The following is a 15,738-nucleotide window of genomic DNA, read 5'->3' on the forward strand; positions in this document are numbered from 1 at the left end:
AATCTTCCTTTTTATAACTATACTTATTTGACTAAGGCTGATGGAAAGAGATTTGTTAAATCAATTAGTTATCAGCGTCCAACTCTTTAAACTTCTCTTGCATCGTCTTGTTTCCGCGCGTCAACTTCTTGACGGAGACGTCATCCAGCTTGGCGTTGGCCAAACGGAGTTGGTTTTCCGACGTCTGCAACTTCTTTTTGACCTCTTCCATTCGGCGGATGGCCTTGTCGATTTCGTCAATGGCCTCACCGAAGTTTTTGGAATAAGACTGATAATTCTTGGCGAACTTATCCTTGAAGTTGTTAATGTTGTTCTCGAAGTTCGTAATGTCGATGTTCTTGTTTTTCTCATCGATCAACTGACGCTTGTACTCGACGGAATCGAGTGCGGCGTTTCGTAAGAGACCGATGAAGTGAACGAAGAACTGTGGTCGAATCACATACATCTTCTCGTAGTTTGGCACTTGGACGATTCCGGTGTTGTAGAAGTCGTTATCGGCTTCTAGCATGGAGACAAGCACGGCGTACTCCGTCCCCTTTTCCCTGCGGTCCTTATCCAGCTCCTTGAAGAAGTCCTCGTTTCGGTGCTTCTTTTCGGTCGTGTCGGCCTCGTTTTTCATGTCAAACATGATGGAGATGAACTCAACGTCGTCGACGTAATCGCGGAAGATGAAGTCCCCCTTTGATCCCGTTTCCTTTGACACCTCGTTATCCTTTTCAAAGTAGGCGTTTGGAAAGGCGTAGGGACGAATCTTGTTAAATTCTTGATGAGCGTATACTTCGAGCGACTCACCAATCTCTTTCGTGGACTGGCGGGCCTTGAAGTCCTTGTAGAACTCAACCTGCTCTTTGGCGGCTTTCAGTTGGGCCTCGAACTCCGCTTTCGTGTTCGCCAAAGCTAACTCGCGGTCGCGGTCCTGGTTCTTTACTTGGTTATCCAGCTCGAAGACCTTTTGTTCAAGCTGCTGCTTGTTCTGCCCCGCCTCTTCTTTTTGCTTGTTCAGTTCGGCCTGAAGCGCTTCTTTTTCTTTTTGATAAGAACTTTGAAGCTGCTCTTTTTGTTCGGCCAAGGCTAAGGCCTTTTTGGAATCACCTTGTTCCTGTTGACTCTTTAACTCGGCCTTCAGGTTGGCGAGCTCATCTTTCAACTTGCTCGTCTCTTCTTCGGCCTTCTTTGATTCAGCTTGTTTTGCCTCTGTCAAAGTCAAAGCCGCGCTTTGCTTTTCTTTTTCCAAGCGCGCCTCTAAGAGCTGCTCTTGGCTCTTTTCCCAGGTTGCTTTCTCGCTGGCCAGCTTTTGTTCAAAAGCGGCCTGTACGGCGCTTGATAAGCCTTCGGTATCAACCTTTTGCTCATCTTTTAGATCAATGGTGTCACCCACCTGACCGGCTTGGTCTAAGACCAGCGTCGTTTCCGATGCCAAGTGGTAGGAAAGTTTTGCCATAACGCCTCCTTTTTTTAGACAAAAAACCGCGCCAAACGGTCCAATGCCAAAGTTAATTGACATCAGGACGCTTGCGCGCGGTTCCACCTGATTTCCAGAACTTCTAAAAGCTCTGACACTTTCGTTGAATTCAACTCCCCGGGTGCCAAACCGAATCATCGTCGAATGCTTATCCATATTATGCTATTTATCAGAAAAAAAGGCAAGGCAAAATCCAGGGACTTTTATCATTTTACATAAAAAAGGCCCAACCAATGAAGGTTGAGCCTTTTAATAAATGAATTAGATCTTCATCAAATCCGCTTCCTTTTGGGCAGCGATTTCGTCGATGGACTTAATGTTTTCGTCCGTCAACTTTTGAATCTTGTCTTCGTGGTCGCGGGCTTCATCTTCCGTGAGGTCCTTGTCCTTCTTAATCGTATCCATGGCGTCACGACGGACGTTACGGATAGCGACCTTTGACTTTTCAGCTTCGGCCTTCACGTCCTTTGCCAATTCCTTACGACGTTCTTCCGTCATTTGTGGAATGGCCAAACGAACGATGTTTCCATCAGAAGCTGGGTTCAAGCCCAAGTCAGACATGTTAATGGCTTGAACAATGGCATCCAAAGCATTCTTATCAAAAGGCGTAAGCAAGAGCATCCGTGCTTCTGGTACAGAAATGGAAGCCACTTGGTTCAACGGTACCATGGCACCGTAGTATTCCACTTGAACGCGGTCCAAGATACGTGGGTTGGCACGTCCGGTACGGATTTCAGCCAATTCACGTTGCAAGGCGTCTTGGGCCTTTTGCATCTTTTCTTTTGTTTGATTAAAATCAATCGCCATGATTATTCTTCTCCTGTAATGGTCGTTCCGATTTCTTCACCGGAAATAACCTTTTGAATGTTACCTGGTTGGTTTAAGTTGAAGACGACCAAAGGCATGTTGTTATCCATAGACATGGTTGATGCCGTGGCATCCATGACCTTCAAGCCCTTCTTGATGATATCCAAGTGCGTCAAGTGTTCAAACTTTTGTGCTTCTGGGTTTGTACGTGGATCTGAATCATAGACTCCATCAACACCGTTCTTGGCCATCAAGATGGCATCGGCGTTAATTTCGTTGGCACGCAATGCGGCCGTCGTATCCGTTGAGAAGTAAGGTGAACCAACACCAGCAGCAAAGATCACGATACGTCCCTTTTCCAAGTGGCGAATGGCACGGCCACGGATGTAAGGTTCAGCGATTTGTTGCATGGTAATGGCCGTTTGGACACGAGTTGGTACACCAGCTCGTTCCAAAGCATCCTGCAATACCAAAGCGTTCATGGTTGTTCCAAGCATACCAGTGTAGTCTGCTCGTGAGCGTTCCATTCCAACCTTTGAAGCAGGTTCACCACGCCAGAGGTTACCGCCACCACAGACGATGGCGATTTCCGTTCCCATATCGTGAACGGACTTAATTTCTTGGGCGATTGAAGAAACCGTCTCCAAGTCAATTCCTTGACCCTTAGCACCTGCCAAAGCTTCTCCAGAAAGCTTCATCAAAACACGTTTGTACTTCTTATCAGTCATGGTGTCTCCTTTTTTCTTAACATCCATTATATCAAAGCTTTTAGAAAACGTCCGTAAAAAAAGTGTCCAAAATTAGTCTTGGACACTCTTTTTTAAGGCCTTATTGACCGATTTGCTTGGCAACTTCATCTGCCAAGTTTGTGTTTTGCTTTTCGATTCCTTCACCAACTTGGTAACGAACGAAAGACTTAACCGTCATGTTGTTTGCTTCAACGAATTGTGCAACCGTTTGGTCACCATTCTTAACGAATGGTTGGTCCAACAATGAGATTTCAGCCAAGAACTTCTTGATACGTCCTTCAACCATCTTTTCCTTGATGTTGTCAGGCTTTCCGTTCAAGTCTTCAGAAGCCAATTGAACTTCCTTTTCCTTTGCAACAACTTCTGCAGGAACGTCTTGATCTGAAACGTATTGTGGTGCGATGGCTGCGATGTGCATGGCAACGTCACGAGCGGCGTCAGCGTTTGAACCAGTGAATACGGCCAATGCTGAGATTGATCCACCCATGTGTGAGTAGCAACCGAATACTTCGTCGTCTGACTTAGTAGCCGTTTCGAAGCGACGGAGCGTGATCTTTTCACCAGTGATTTGTGAAACGTTGATAATCAAGTCGTTCAACGTACGACCTTCTTCAACTGGCAATGCCAAAGCAGCTTCAACATCAGCTGGTTCTGCATCCAAGATCGTCTTTGTAACCTTAACCAAAAGGTCGTTGAATTCCTTGTTTCCGGCAACGAAGTCCGTTTCAGAGTTCAATTCGATGATAGCAGCCTTGTTACCATCTTCCATTACGTAAGTCATACCTTCAGCGGCGACACGGTCACCCTTCTTGGCAGCCTTTGCCATACCCTTTTCACGCAAAAGGTCGATTGCCTTTCCCATGTCACCTTCGGCTTCAACCAAGGCCTTCTTGGCGTCCATCATTCCAACAGACGTCTTATCACGTAATTCCTTTACCATCTTTGCTGTAACAGCCATAAGAAAATGCTCCTTTAAAATATGCTATAAAAAAAGCCATTCCAGCGTCCCAAGCAGGTCCACCGGAACGGCAAATCAGATACTAAATTGCTTAGTTGTCCTTTTCGACAATGTCAGTAATTTCTTCGATTGATTCAGTGTTTTCGTCACCTTCGATGAAAGCATCTTCAGCTGATTGGTCTTGACCTTGTCGGCCTTCGACAACAGCGTCTGCCATCTTTGAAGTGATCAAACGGATGGCACGGATAGCGTCATCGTTTGCAGGAATCTTAACATCGATGTCATCAGGGTTAGCGTTCGTGTCGATCATAGCCACAACTGGGATGTTCAACATGTTTGCTTCCTTAACAGCGATTTCTTCCTTCTTAGGGTCAACAACGAACAAAACGTCAGGCAAGTCTTGCATGTCTTCGATTCCACCCAAGAACTTGTCAAGCTTTGCGTATTGCTTCTTCAACAAGACAACTTCCTTCTTAGGCAAACGTTCGAACGTTCCGTCTTGTGACATCTTTTCGATGTCCTTCATACGTTGTACACGAGTCTTGATCGTGTTCCAGTTCGTCAAAGTTCCACCCAACCAACGGTGGTTGATGTAGAATTGTCCGGCACGTGAAGCTTCTTCTGCGATTGCGTCTGAAGCTTGCTTCTTCGTACCAACGAACAAGATGTTAGCGCCGTCAGCTGATGCGTTACGGATGAAGTTGTAAGCTTCATCAACCATCTTCACCGTCTTTTGCAAGTCGATGATGTGGATTCCGTTACGTTCCGTAAAGATGTATGGTGCCATCTTTGGGTTCCAGCGACGAGTTTGGTGTCCAAAGTGAACTCCTGCTTCAAGGAGTTCTTTCATACTAATAACTGCCATGTTTGGCCTCCTAGGTTAAACCTCCGACCGATTCAAGGTTCGCATGAACATTCCTGCACCTATGCGTTCTCCTCGGTCGTGTGTATTTTTTTGTTGCATTTCACAACGGTTAATAGTTTACAGGATAATCCCTACCCTGACAAGCATTTTTACTTATTTCCGCCAGATTTTTTCATCAACGCCAGCTTCTTTTAAATATTCTTCCTTTTTCGCTTTTGATAGGGCTTTAAAAGTCGCTTCCGCGTGCATCGCGTCGTGCTTGTTGTCAAAGGTCTCAAAGTGAATCAGTTGCAAGGGATGACGGGACTTCACCCGTGTAAACTTTGCCCCCTTGCCCGACACGTGCACTTTGAAGCGGCGCTTGGCATCATCGGAGTAGCCGCCATAGAAAAAGCCATCAGCGGTGTATAAGACGTAGAAGTCGTATGTTTTGTTTTCTTCGGTCATGTTCTACCTACTGTTTAATCCAAAGTCCAAGGTTCTCCATAAAGGATTTCTTGCACCTGCTTCGTGTAATCGTTTTGGTCCGTGTAAGCAACAATCGGAGGTAGAATCTTCACGCCACCTGGTCGCCCCTGTTTAATGGCCTCGACTAAGACCATATTTGCCTCTCGGTCGGCCTTCCCGTATACAAACTGGACGTGCTTCACCTGTAAGCCCCGGGCCGTCAATGTGGCAAAAATGTCATCTAACCGTTCTGGACGGTGAACCATGAAAAACTTTCCCTTGTTCTTCAACAGCTTGTTTGCGACCTGTGCTAAAGCTGGCAAGTCGATGGCTACTTCGTGCCTGGCAATCTGGTAATGCTCGTCTTCGTTTTGCTTGGTCGTTTCCTTGACTGGGAAGTACGGCGGATTACACAAAACCGTATCCACAGATCCAGGTTTTACCTGGTCGAAGACGTTTTTCATGTCCGAATGAATAACGGAAACTCGGTCATTCAAAGCATTGAGCGCCGTTGAACGGGCAGCCATCTTTGCCAAATCTTCCTGGATTTCGACAAGTGCTACCTCGCCTTTGACTTTTTTAGCATAGAACAAACCAACAGCACCGGTTCCGGCACCAAGGTCCACGGTCAGGCCGCGGCCCTTCTTGTTCGGGTTGGCAAAGTAGGCAAGCAAGACGGCGTCCAATGAATAGGAAAACATGTCTGGATTTTGAATGATGTTTACGCCCTGTGAAGGCAGGCCGTCGAGGCGCTCACCCTCTTTTAAGTCCGCTTGATTCATTTGCCTTTGTCCCCTTTTACAAGTAAAATTAGAAAGTTAAGTCATACAGAAAGGGACAAGCATATGTTATATCGCTTTATCCGGGTCTTTACTGTGACCTTGGTTTCTATTATAAACGGACGGACGTATTATTTGAACAAGAATCGTCTACCAAAAGATACGAACTACATCCTAGCAGCCACCCACCGTACTTGGTGGGATCCCGTCTGGTTCGCCATGGCGGCCTACCCGAAGAAGTTTATCTTCATGGCTAAGAAGGAATTGTTTAAGAACAAATTCATGAACTGGTTGATTACGTCACTTGGGGCCTTCCCGGTCGACCGGAAGAACGCTGGTGCGGATGTGATTCGCATCCCAGTTTCTGAATTGAAGAAGGGCGACCGTTCCCTCATCATGTTCCCTTCTGGTTCACGTCACTCACAGAAGTTGAAGTCTGGTTCCATCCTGATTGCTAAGCTTTCAGGTAAGCCAATCGTTCCCGCCGTCTACCAAGGACCCGTGAAGTTCTCTCACCTCTTCTTGCGTAAGCGTGTCACGATGAACTTTGGTGAACCAATCCACGTGGATGTTAAGGGAAAACTCACGGACGAGATCGTCGAAGAGTACAACCAAAAAATTGAAGAAGCCTACAAGAAATTGGACGCCGAAATCGATCCAAATTGGCGCTACGTTGATCCAAAGGCGAAGAAGTAATTCCGTACGGGTTTGAATTTTATATTAAGAAAACAAAAAGCACTGGGCAAAATGCTCAGTGCTTTTTTAGTACGATGCAAATAAAAAAACAGCAGACCGTCGTCCGCTGCCGTTTTTATTACTTCTTTTGAGCCTTTTGATTCTGGGCCTTCATTTGGCTCATCATCTGGTTCAACTTCTTTTGTGATGGCTTTTGGCCCATTGACATCATCATGGACTTCATCATCTCTTCTGAAATTGGTGGTTTCTTTGCTAAGTATGACTTCATTGTGAAGCGTGCCAAGAAGAATCCTCCAAGCAAACCAACAACCAAGCCCAAAATACCAACTAGTACAAGCATAGTGGTCTCCTTTATGACTAAAATCTAAGGATAAGTATAACACAAGCGATGAGGGAACTTTTCACCAATTTCGAAAAGGTCAAAGAAAAGTAAAGAAAAGCCCGCTATCTTAAGGAAATCTTACGAACATGCGTTTGCTTTTTCGCCTTATTTTCGCTAAAATTAAGGCAGTATTAATGAGATGGGAAAAACACTATGGGATCTGATTCAAAACAAATTCAAGTACTCCGCTTCATTCACGAATATCAATCGAAGAACGGCTTCCCGCCAACGATTCGTGAGATTGGTGAACACGTGGGCTTGTCCTCTTCTTCAACCATTCACGGTCACATCGAACGATTGATTAAGAATGGTTACCTTGTTAAGAAGGGCGAAAAGACCAAGGCCCGTGCCATTGAAGTGACGGCCAAGGGATTTGAAATGCTCGGTATTTCATCAAACGCCGGAAAGATTCCGGTTCTTGGTTTGGTGACGGCCGGACAGCCAATCTTGGCGGTCGAGCAAAAAGCCGAAGAGTTCTTCCCTATCCCAGAGAACTTGATTCCATACGACGGCGATTTGTTCATGTTGAACGTCCGCGGGGAATCAATGATTAACATTGGTATCTTGGACGGCGACAAAGTAATTGTCCGTCGCCAGCAAAACGCCGACAACGGTGACATCGTCGTGGCGATGAACGAAGATAACGAAGCGACGGTGAAGCGCTTCTTCCAAGAAGGAAACCACTTCCGCTTGCAGCCTGAAAACGATACGATGGCGCCAATTATTTTGGATCAGGTGTCGATCTTGGGTAAGGTCGTGTCACTGTACCGCGATGCCATTTATTAAAATGTAAAAACAAAAAGCGAACCCTCGGGTCCGCTTTTTTTATGCCGTGATGCCAACCGCCCTCTTCTAGTGCAAATAAAAAAAGGACCAAGCAATTGGTCCTTTTTTATTTTGCTTAGGCCTTGTGAACTGCAGCGTAGCTTTCTGAGACAGGCTTTGTCACGATGTCGTTGATTTCACCGAGCAACGTGTTCAAAACTTGTTCTGCTGCCATCAATGACTTGATCTTGTCATTTGCTTGCACGTCCTTTGCAACGGCGTCCCATTCCTTTTCTTGTTCAGGAGTAGGCGTTTGCTGTGCTTGCATCATTTGTTGAACCGTCATTTGAATCGTTTGGAATTGCTTGAACAAATCCTTAGCGGCCTCATCACCTTGAACGGCGTCAAAGGCCGTCTTCCATGATTGATACTGTTCCGTTTCCTTCAAAACGTTTGCCATTTCATTGGCGTTATCGTAGATATTTACTGACATATTTAAAGATCCTTTCCAATCGAACAATGGGTTTAGCTAACCTTAGTTACCAAACCATCCGTTAATAGTATCCCACACTTTATTAGCACCGGCAACCGTTGTGTTAATGCCATTTTGAATATTTTCCTTGGCGTTATCGGCCCAGGTATTCTCACTGTCTTGTTGCTTATCCTTCTGCCCTTCCTGACTTGCGTCAGCGACAGTAAAGCTGGTCTCTTCCGTGTTTGGAATAATTTGACCCATTGAGGTCTTGACCAAGTTACCGATGGTTGACATCAAACCAATTGGCAATGAAGAATGGTTATCTTCAACACCTTCCCAAGAAACTTGTACCACATCGTTGGTGTAGGCAACAGCCCATGAATCCTTTGATGAGTTCGAGTTATTTGGTGTGTTTGGGTTTTCAGTCGTTCCGGTCTTACCGGCAATCTTGTACTTATCAGGCGCAGCACCGGCACCCGTTCCCTTGTAATAAGTACCAAGCATCATCTTGGTCATCTTGTTGGCAACGGACTTCGAGAACAACTTCTCCTGCTTGGCCTTTGGCTTATCGACAATCACGTTTCCTGAAGCATCCACGATCTTCGTGATGTAGTGGGCATCGGACTTCGTTCCGCCGTTAGCAAAGGCCGTGTAGGCAGAGGCCATTTGCTGAGGTGAAACACCGTTTGTCAAACCACCAAGTGCAAGGGCAAAGTTCTTATCGTTTGGTGAAAGGTTCAAGCCGAACTTCTTACCCCAAGAATAACCCGTATTTACGCCCATCTTGTTTAACAAGTAAACGGCCGGAATGTTATAAGAACGTTCCAGGGCTTCGTACATCGGAATGTCATTTGTTTGTACGTTCAAGGCGTTGTTTGGTGAATAGTTGTTCGTACCGAAGTTCATCTTCTTGTTTGGCAGCTTCTCGTTAATGGAGTGACCAGCGATGATGGCTGGCGTGTAAACAACTAACGGCTTGATGATGGAACCCGGTTGCAACTGTGACTGGTTGGCCCTGTTGAAACCACGGTACGTGTGTTGGGCGTTTCGACCACCGATAATGGCCCGAACACCACCGGTCTTGGCATTCAAGACAATCGTGGCAGCTTCCGCCTCGGACTGATTACCAAAAAGGCTGCCCTTCTCGTAGTCCTTTTGCAAGTTCTCTTGATCCTTTTGGTTCAAGGTCGTGTAAATCTTGTAACCCTTGTTCATGATGTCTTTTTCAGACAAGCCATACTTGTTAATGGCTTCGTTGATAACAGAATCAAAGAACCATGGGTAGCGGTAAGATTCATCACCGGTATAGTTGTCGTTCAAGACAATCCCTTGTGCCTTCGCATTCTGCGCTTCGGCCTTTGAAATCTTCTTGTTTTCGTACATGGTTTGGATAACCAGGTTACGACGGTTCTTTGACCGTTCCGGATTATCAATTGGGTTGAAACCAGATGGGTTCGTCAGCATTCCCGCCAACGTAGCCGCTTGTTCCGTGTTCAGTTCAGAGGCGTGCACACCGAAGTACTTTTCAGAAGCATCCTCAACACCCCAGACACCGTGACCAAACCAGGCATTGTTCATGTACATCGTCAAGATGTCATCCTTTGAATAGTTCTTTTCAACCTGGATGGACAAGAAGAGTTCCTTGAACTTACGGCTAAAGGTTTGATCTTGCGTCAAGTAGGCGTTTTTAACCAGTTGCTGTGTTAGCGTCGAACCACCACCAGAGATGATGTTTGACCCCGTCAACTTGTTCTTAAACAAGAGGAAACCTGCTCGTGCTAATCCTCGAATGGAGAAACCGTGTTCCTTATAGAAGTTTCGGTCCTCAATGGACAAAACGGCGTTACGCAAGTTTGGTGAGATTTGGTTGTACTTCACGTACGTTCCCTTTTGGGAATAAAGTGAGCCAGCCTTATCTCCTGAATTATCGTAGACGTCTGTTGTCTGTGACAAAGACGACTGCAAGTTTTGCACGTGGGCGTTCTTTGCGTTCACGACTCCATAAATGGAGGTTGACGCAACGAAAGCCATAAATAGCACAATGAGAAGACGGCCGATTTGATAACGGTTCCAAACCGGTGCGACCTTCTTCCAAAAGGCCGTGTTTTTAAGTGAAAATGTTGTTTTCATCTCGATTCCTAACAGCCATACGGCCAAAACGTCTGAAACAGACTATGCTAAGAAAACTATCTCGAATTACATTTCTTTAGGTGCAGAAACGCCCAAGATCTTCAAAGAAGCCGTAAGCGTGTCTGAAACAGCCGCGACCAAGGCCAAACGACCATTCTTGTTTTCATCATCAGCCAAGATCTTTGAGTTGGCGTAGTACTTGTTAAAGGTACGGGCCAAGTGCAAAGCGTACTTTGCGATGATAGAAGGTTCGCGGTTTAGAAAGGCGCGACGAACCGTCTTAGGGAATTCGTTCAACGTCGTGATGGTATCCCACGTTGCCGCATCGTCCAAGCTGATGTTCTTTTGATCAACTTCGACGCCTGCCTTACGCAAGATGGATTGGGCACGGGCGTTGGTGTATTGCACGTATGGTCCAGTATCTCCTTCGAAACGAACCACTTCTTCAATCTTGAAGTCAAAGTTGTTCGTTCGGTCGTTCATCAAGTCGTGGAAGACAACGGCTCCGGCACCAACTTCTTCAGCAACCTGATCCTTGTTTGCAAGCGTTGGGTTCTTTTCCTCGATTTGCTTCAAAGCGAGTTCGTGGGCATCATCCAACACGTCCTTCAACAAGACCACGTCACCCTTACGAGTGGACATCTTCTTACCGTTAAAGGTAATCAAACCAAACGGAATGTGTTCCACGTCGTCGGCCCATGGCAAGTCAAGGAGTGACAAGACAGCCTTCAATTGCTGGAAGTGCTCGCGTTGTTCGCCACCAACCACGTAGAGTGACTTCGCGAAGTCGTAAGTGTCCTTACGGTACATCGCAGCGGCCAAATCACGAGTCATGTAAAGTGTGGCACCGTCGGTCCGCTTAATCATGGCAGGCGTCAAGTTTTCGTTCACCTTTGAGAGGTCAACGATTTGTGCACCCTGTGATTCTTCCAAGAGGTTCTTGTCTTCCAAGGCCTTTACGACGCGGTCCATCTTGTCGTTGTAAAAGGCTTCCCCGTTGTATGAATCAAAGGTAATGCCCAAACGGTCGTAGATTTCAGTGAATTCCTTCAATGATTCTTCACGGAACCAGGCCCAGAGCTTGTGGGCTTCTGGATCACCGTCTTCCAACTTCTTAAACCAGGCACGACCTTCGTCGTCCAAGGATGGGTTTTCCTTTGCCTTGTCGTGGAATTCCACGTAGTACTTCAAGAGTGTGGCGATTGGGTCGTTTCTCACTTCTTCTTCAGAACCCCAAGTCTTGTAAGCGTAAATCAACTTACCGAACTGTGTTCCCCAGTCCCCCAAGTGATTAATCTTCACTGGGTTGTAGCCGTTTTTCGCTGACAAGTTCGCCAAGGCGTTTCCGATAACGGTTGAACGCAAGTGTCCCATGGACATTGGCTTGGCAATGTTTGGTGAAGACATGTCCAAGGCGATGTTTTGGCCCTTTCCGTCTTCGTTTTGACCGTAGTTCAAGCCGGCTTCCAAAACCGTCTTCAACGTGTCGGCCGTGACTTCCTTCTTGTCCAAGAAGAAGTTGATGTAAGGACCAGTGGCCACAACCTTATCGAAGGCTGATTGGTCAATCTTTGCAACCAATTCTTCGGCAATCATTTGCGGTGCCTTCTTTAACACCTTAGCCAAGGTAAAGGTTGGAAAAGCGACGTCCCCGAGCGAAGCCTTCTTTGGTGCTTCAAGCTTTGATGCGATGTCTTCCTTTGATAAATCTGGTAGTACAGCTGAAAGCGCTGCAATCACTGTTTGATTTTCTGCCATAATTTCTTCCTATCTTTCTGTTTAAAAAGAGGACCCGCCCCCTCATTGTCATGAAGAGACGAGCCCTGCCCGCGGTACCACTCTAATAGTCGGTTGCCCAACCACTTTTTATGAATTTGTTTATGTATCAGAAAAAGTGGCGCGGGTCAGGAGGACTTCCAAGCTTTCACCAACCGCTTGGTCACTGTATAAGGCCTTCCTGCCTTCTTCTTTAACTGTTATTTGTCTTCTTCAGGTGCTGCTTCTTGAATCACTTCGATGTCGTCCATCTTCACAACACCACGGTGGTTCATTTCGTTAACAGCAGGCTGGTCAGCTGGGTCGTTTTCGATGATTTCAACGAGCAAGGCGTTGTCGTACACCTTTTCGACCTTTCCAGTAAAGGGCTTTTCCAAATTGCCATAAGCGGGTGCCAATAAGACATCTCCTACATGGTACTTTGCTGCTTTTTCTTCGTCTGTCTTAGCCATGTCAGCCTCCCTTATCGATTAGGTACTTATTATACCACAGTTACTGCATTTCTTGAATCTTAACCACCTGATTTAGGATGGCTTTTGCAATGTTCAACTTTGATGCTGGTCCTTCTTCAACAGGATCTTGTTCAGGACGGACCATTGTGACCACGTTGGTGTCCTGGTCGAAACCCGCGCCAGCCTTCGTGACGTCGTTTCCGACGATCATGTCGGCGTTCTTCTTTGAGAGCTTAGCTTTGGCGTTTGCCAAGAGGTCCTTCGTCTCAGCCGCGAAGCCAACAACGATTTGTCCAGGCTTCTTAGCCATTCCCACCGTCTTTAGGATGTCTGGGTTTTGCACGAGGTTGAGCGTCAAGCCATCGTCATCCCCCTGCTTCTTCACCTTGTCGGTAAAGGGTTCCTTCAAGCGGTAGTCAGAAACAGCCGCAGCGGAGATGAAGACGTTGGTGTCTACCATCTCTTCTTGCACGGCTTGAAGCATTGCTTCTGCGCTCTCGGCGATACGGACGTTGATGTTTGCACTACAGTCTCTTTGCACTGTCGCTATCAAAGTCACATCCGCACCAGCGGTATTTGCTGCCTCTGCCAACGCATAACCCATCTTTCCAGAGGATCGATTGGTTAAGAAGCGAACCGGGTCAATGGGCTCGCGTGTCCCACCAGCCGTAATCACGATTTTTTGCCCCGCCAGATGGGCTAGGCCGTTATCAAGGGCTGTCTTTTCAACCAGCTGCCGTTCAACTTCAGAAACGATGTCCTTAGTTTCAGCTAAGCGGCCTTTGGCTTCGTAGCCTTCGGCGAGAAAGCCAGTCGCCGGTTCGACAAGCGAGTAGCCGTCTTGCCTTAAGCGCTTGACGTTTCTTTGTGTAGCCGCGTTTCCCCACATCTGGTCGTTCATCGCGGGAGCGATGATTTTTACAGGAGTGGCAGACGCCAACAACGTCTCGGTGAGCACGTTGTCCGCCAGGCCGTTTGCCATCTTTGCGAGCGTGTTTGCCGTCGCCGGTGCTACCACCAGCGCATCCGCCCAGCGTGCCAATTTGACGTGGGCCACTTCGGACGAAGCCTCCTGGGTCTCATCCGTCAACACGTCTTGCTTCGACAAAATGGCCAGTGTCTTTGCCGGAATGAAAGTCTCCGCGCTCGGCGTCATCACAACCTTCACGTTCGCCCCACGCTTTACGAAGGCACGCACCAGCTCGGTTGCCTTATAGGCGGCAATCCCACCGGTCACAGCCAAAAGTATGTTTTTGTCTGACAAAGTCTTTTTCATGACTTATCCTTCAAAAGTTCCTTCTTCAATTGCTTTCTTGGCGTTTTCAACCACGGCGAAGTCACCGATGTACGGCGTGTCCACCCCGTTCACCTTCTGGTAAGGATCCTCACCCTTACCGGCCACGACAACGAGGTCGTCTGGGCCAGCGAAGGCAATCGCCTCGTTAATGGCCTTAATACGGTCCATCTGGTAGTTAATCGTCACATCGTCATTCGTCATCGCATCCGCAATCACCTTAGCGATGTCTTCTGGCTTTTCAAACTGTGGATCGTCGGCCGTCAAGAAAACGGTGTCCGCCTGCTTGGACAACACCTTGGCGAAGTCCAAACGACGAGATACCCCCTTGTTTCCAGGAGCACCCAAGACCACGATGACCTGTCCCTTCGGTGACTGCTTCTTAGCAAAGGCCAAGAGCGCATTCAAGGACGTGTAGTTGTGGGCGTAGTCGACAAAGGCAACCCCGTGACCTGGCAGTGCCATTGACAGCATGCGGCCTGGAATCGTGACCTCGTCCAAGCCCTTCTTCATCGCGGCTTGCTTGGCACCAGACAGCGCCGTCATCATCAAAGAGGCCACGGCGTTTTCTTCGTTGAAGTCGCCTGGCAGGTTCAAGCGGTAAGAACCGTCAATCTGTGACAGATCCTTCACGTCTGCTTCAGCTTTCGCTTCAAAGTAGGAGTCGTGCAACTCGGACTTCTCGGATTGGAAGAGCACCGTTGGCTGGAAATTCGCTTTCTGGCATGCTGCGCCCTTCCGGTTATAAGTTAAGACCTGGTCGTGTTTTGAAGCGGCACGGTCAAAGATTTCTTCGAAGTGGTCCATTCCCGCGTTCAAAATAACGGCGTCGGAATGGTCCAAGAGCATTTCCTTGTGTGCCAAGTAATCGGCAAAGGTTGGGTGCTCGTTTGGCCCGATGTGGTCGGGTGAGATGTTCAAGAAAGCGCCGACTTTGTAGCGCAATCCGTACACGCGATTCTTCAAGTAGGCCTGGGAAGAAACTTCCATGACCAAGTGAGTCATGCCATTTTCAACAGCACGAGCCATGTCCTTGAAGAGCTCGTAGGATTCAGGCGTCGTCAAATCGGACTTCTTCTTGTCCTCCGGATTTGGACCGACGATTCGGTCAACCGTTGAAAAGAGCGCCGTCTTTCCCCGCGTCGCCTCGTTTAGAATCGTGTAAGCGAAGTAGGCCGCCGTCGTCTTCCCCTTGGTACCAGTGAAGGCCCCAATCCAGAGCTTGTCCTGTGGGTAGTCGAAGTAGGCCGTTGACAAAACAGCGAGCGCCTTCTGCGTGTCGGACACGAGCCAGAGTGGCGCGTTAATACCGTAGTCGCGGTCGGAAACCATTCCGGTTACACCGGCAACACCGTCGAGGTAGGCCTTCTTAAAGGCCCCCTTCACAACGAAAAGCGTGTTGTCTTGCACCTGACGGGAATCGTAGTGCATGAAGGCAAAATCGTGGTCGAAGGCGGGCGCCTCGAGCAGTAAATGGTGCTCATCCAAGAGCTTTGTGACTTGTTTTGAAGATAATATCATAGTGCCTTCATTATAGCATAGGCCCGTTATAATGGGCCCTAAAAAGTCCGACCCGAACCAGAAAAAAGACGGCATCACAGCCGTCTTTTTTAAAACATCTATTCTCTTTCTGTATCGACTAGCCCCCGCAGTTAATGAACGCTTTTACCGATCATGTCCATCTGCGCGAAGAGCAGTGCA

At 47.5% G+C, this 15,738-nt stretch carries 16 protein-coding genes; 2 read left to right on the plus strand and 14 right to left on the minus strand.

Annotated elements, in window-relative coordinates; translation table 11 throughout:
* Positions 1-64: 64 nt before the first annotated feature.
* The 7 genes from G6R29_RS01250 to G6R29_RS01280 form a co-directional block, all read right to left on the minus strand.
* A complete protein-coding gene (locus G6R29_RS01250) occupies positions 65-1,441 on the minus strand; it encodes a DUF2130 domain-containing protein (protein ID WP_213808542.1) in 1,377 nt (458 codons plus the stop codon).
* A 282-nt stretch (positions 1,442-1,723) separates the two neighbouring features.
* Positions 1,724-2,269, minus strand: a complete 546-nt coding sequence (gene frr / locus G6R29_RS01255) for a ribosome recycling factor (RefSeq protein WP_213808543.1) — start codon at positions 2,267-2,269, stop codon at positions 1,724-1,726.
* A 2-nt stretch (positions 2,270-2,271) separates the two neighbouring features.
* Positions 2,272-2,997: a UMP kinase gene (pyrH, locus tag G6R29_RS01260; protein WP_213808544.1), complete on the minus strand. Its 726-nt coding sequence runs from the start codon at positions 2,995-2,997 to the stop codon at positions 2,272-2,274.
* 100 nt (positions 2,998-3,097) lie between these two features.
* Positions 3,098-3,976, minus strand: coding sequence for a translation elongation factor Ts (gene tsf, locus G6R29_RS01265; RefSeq protein WP_213808545.1), 879 nt, complete (start codon positions 3,974-3,976; stop codon positions 3,098-3,100).
* A 91-nt stretch (positions 3,977-4,067) separates the two neighbouring features.
* Positions 4,068-4,841, minus strand: coding sequence for a 30S ribosomal protein S2 (gene rpsB, locus G6R29_RS01270; protein WP_213808546.1), 774 nt, complete (start codon positions 4,839-4,841; stop codon positions 4,068-4,070).
* 153 nt (positions 4,842-4,994) lie between these two features.
* Positions 4,995-5,288 carry a GIY-YIG nuclease family protein gene (locus G6R29_RS01275; RefSeq protein WP_213808547.1) on the minus strand — a complete coding sequence of 98 codons (294 nt, stop codon included), beginning with the start codon at positions 5,286-5,288 and terminating at the stop codon, positions 4,995-4,997.
* 14 nt (positions 5,289-5,302) lie between these two features.
* Positions 5,303-6,070, minus strand: coding sequence for a tRNA1(Val) (adenine(37)-N6)-methyltransferase (locus G6R29_RS01280; protein ID WP_213808548.1), 768 nt, complete (start codon positions 6,068-6,070; stop codon positions 5,303-5,305).
* A gap of 63 nt (positions 6,071-6,133) precedes the next feature.
* Between G6R29_RS01280 and G6R29_RS01285 the strand changes: the two genes are divergently transcribed.
* Complete coding sequence (locus G6R29_RS01285; protein ID WP_213808549.1) at positions 6,134-6,763, plus strand: lysophospholipid acyltransferase family protein; 630 nt, start codon at positions 6,134-6,136, stop codon at positions 6,761-6,763.
* Between the two features lie 118 nt (positions 6,764-6,881).
* On the opposite strand, the gene G6R29_RS01290 is transcribed toward G6R29_RS01285, so the two are convergent.
* On the minus strand, positions 6,882-7,103 hold the full coding sequence (locus G6R29_RS01290) for a YneF family protein (RefSeq protein ID WP_213808550.1): 222 nt from the start codon (positions 7,101-7,103) through the stop codon (positions 6,882-6,884).
* 195 nt (positions 7,104-7,298) lie between these two features.
* Between G6R29_RS01290 and lexA the strand changes: the two genes are divergently transcribed.
* Entirely contained in the window at positions 7,299-7,931 is a 633-nt protein-coding gene (gene lexA / locus G6R29_RS01295; RefSeq protein ID WP_213808551.1) for a transcriptional repressor LexA, read from the plus strand.
* Positions 7,932-8,046: 115 nt separating this feature from the next.
* Here lexA and G6R29_RS01300 read toward each other — a convergent pair whose 3' ends face one another.
* The 6 genes from G6R29_RS01300 to murE all read right to left on the minus strand — a co-directional run bounded on the left by G6R29_RS01300 (position 8,047) and on the right by murE (position 15,558).
* The gene (locus tag G6R29_RS01300) at positions 8,047-8,403 is read right to left on the minus strand and encodes a YlbF/YmcA family competence regulator (RefSeq protein WP_213808552.1); all 357 of its coding nucleotides are present in this window, start codon (positions 8,401-8,403) and stop codon (positions 8,047-8,049) included.
* A gap of 42 nt (positions 8,404-8,445) precedes the next feature.
* On the minus strand, positions 8,446-10,515 hold the full coding sequence (locus G6R29_RS01305; RefSeq protein ID WP_213808553.1) for a PBP1A family penicillin-binding protein: 2,070 nt from the start codon (positions 10,513-10,515) through the stop codon (positions 8,446-8,448).
* Between the two features lie 66 nt (positions 10,516-10,581).
* Entirely contained in the window at positions 10,582-12,273 is a 1,692-nt protein-coding gene (argS, locus tag G6R29_RS01310; protein ID WP_213808554.1) for an arginine--tRNA ligase, read from the minus strand.
* 218 nt (positions 12,274-12,491) lie between these two features.
* Positions 12,492-12,743, minus strand: a complete 252-nt coding sequence (locus tag G6R29_RS01315; RefSeq protein ID WP_213808555.1) for a hypothetical protein — start codon at positions 12,741-12,743, stop codon at positions 12,492-12,494.
* A 40-nt stretch (positions 12,744-12,783) separates the two neighbouring features.
* Positions 12,784-14,019, minus strand: coding sequence for a bifunctional phosphopantothenoylcysteine decarboxylase/phosphopantothenate--cysteine ligase CoaBC (gene coaBC, locus G6R29_RS01320; RefSeq protein WP_213808556.1), 1,236 nt, complete (start codon positions 14,017-14,019; stop codon positions 12,784-12,786).
* A gap of 3 nt (positions 14,020-14,022) precedes the next feature.
* Positions 14,023-15,558, minus strand: a complete 1,536-nt coding sequence (gene murE, locus G6R29_RS01325; RefSeq protein ID WP_213808557.1) for a UDP-N-acetylmuramyl-tripeptide synthetase — start codon at positions 15,556-15,558, stop codon at positions 14,023-14,025.
* Between the last annotated feature and the right edge of the window lie 180 nt (positions 15,559-15,738).

The sequence above is a fragment of the Fructobacillus broussonetiae genome (assembly GCF_018437275.1).
GTDB lineage: Bacteria > Bacillota > Bacilli > Lactobacillales > Lactobacillaceae > Fructobacillus > Fructobacillus broussonetiae.

Coding starts and splice junctions, on each gene's coding strand:
- G6R29_RS01250 (WP_213808542.1), bottom strand. CDS start 1,441: ATGGCAAAACTTTCCTACCACTTGGCATCGGAAACGACGCTGGTCTTA.
- frr (WP_213808543.1), bottom strand. CDS start 2,269: ATGGCGATTGATTTTAATCAAACAAAAGAAAAGATGCAAAAGGCCCAA.
- pyrH (WP_213808544.1), bottom strand. CDS start 2,997: ATGACTGATAAGAAGTACAAACGTGTTTTGATGAAGCTTTCTGGAGAA.
- tsf (WP_213808545.1), bottom strand. CDS start 3,976: ATGGCTGTTACAGCAAAGATGGTAAAGGAATTACGTGATAAGACGTCT.
- rpsB (WP_213808546.1), bottom strand. CDS start 4,841: ATGGCAGTTATTAGTATGAAAGAACTCCTTGAAGCAGGAGTTCACTTT.
- G6R29_RS01275 (WP_213808547.1), bottom strand. CDS start 5,288: ATGACCGAAGAAAACAAAACATACGACTTCTACGTCTTATACACCGCT.
- G6R29_RS01280 (WP_213808548.1), bottom strand. CDS start 6,070: ATGAATCAAGCGGACTTAAAAGAGGGTGAGCGCCTCGACGGCCTGCCT.
- G6R29_RS01285 (WP_213808549.1), top strand. CDS start 6,134: ATGTTATATCGCTTTATCCGGGTCTTTACTGTGACCTTGGTTTCTATT.
- G6R29_RS01290 (WP_213808550.1), bottom strand. CDS start 7,103: ATGCTTGTACTAGTTGGTATTTTGGGCTTGGTTGTTGGTTTGCTTGGA.
- lexA (WP_213808551.1), top strand. CDS start 7,299: ATGGGATCTGATTCAAAACAAATTCAAGTACTCCGCTTCATTCACGAA.
- G6R29_RS01300 (WP_213808552.1), bottom strand. CDS start 8,403: ATGTCAGTAAATATCTACGATAACGCCAATGAAATGGCAAACGTTTTG.
- G6R29_RS01305 (WP_213808553.1), bottom strand. CDS start 10,515: ATGAAAACAACATTTTCACTTAAAAACACGGCCTTTTGGAAGAAGGTC.
- argS (WP_213808554.1), bottom strand. CDS start 12,273: ATGGCAGAAAATCAAACAGTGATTGCAGCGCTTTCAGCTGTACTACCA.
- G6R29_RS01315 (WP_213808555.1), bottom strand. CDS start 12,743: ATGGCTAAGACAGACGAAGAAAAAGCAGCAAAGTACCATGTAGGAGAT.
- coaBC (WP_213808556.1), bottom strand. CDS start 14,019: ATGAAAAAGACTTTGTCAGACAAAAACATACTTTTGGCTGTGACCGGT.
- murE (WP_213808557.1), bottom strand. CDS start 15,558: ATGATATTATCTTCAAAACAAGTCACAAAGCTCTTGGATGAGCACCAT.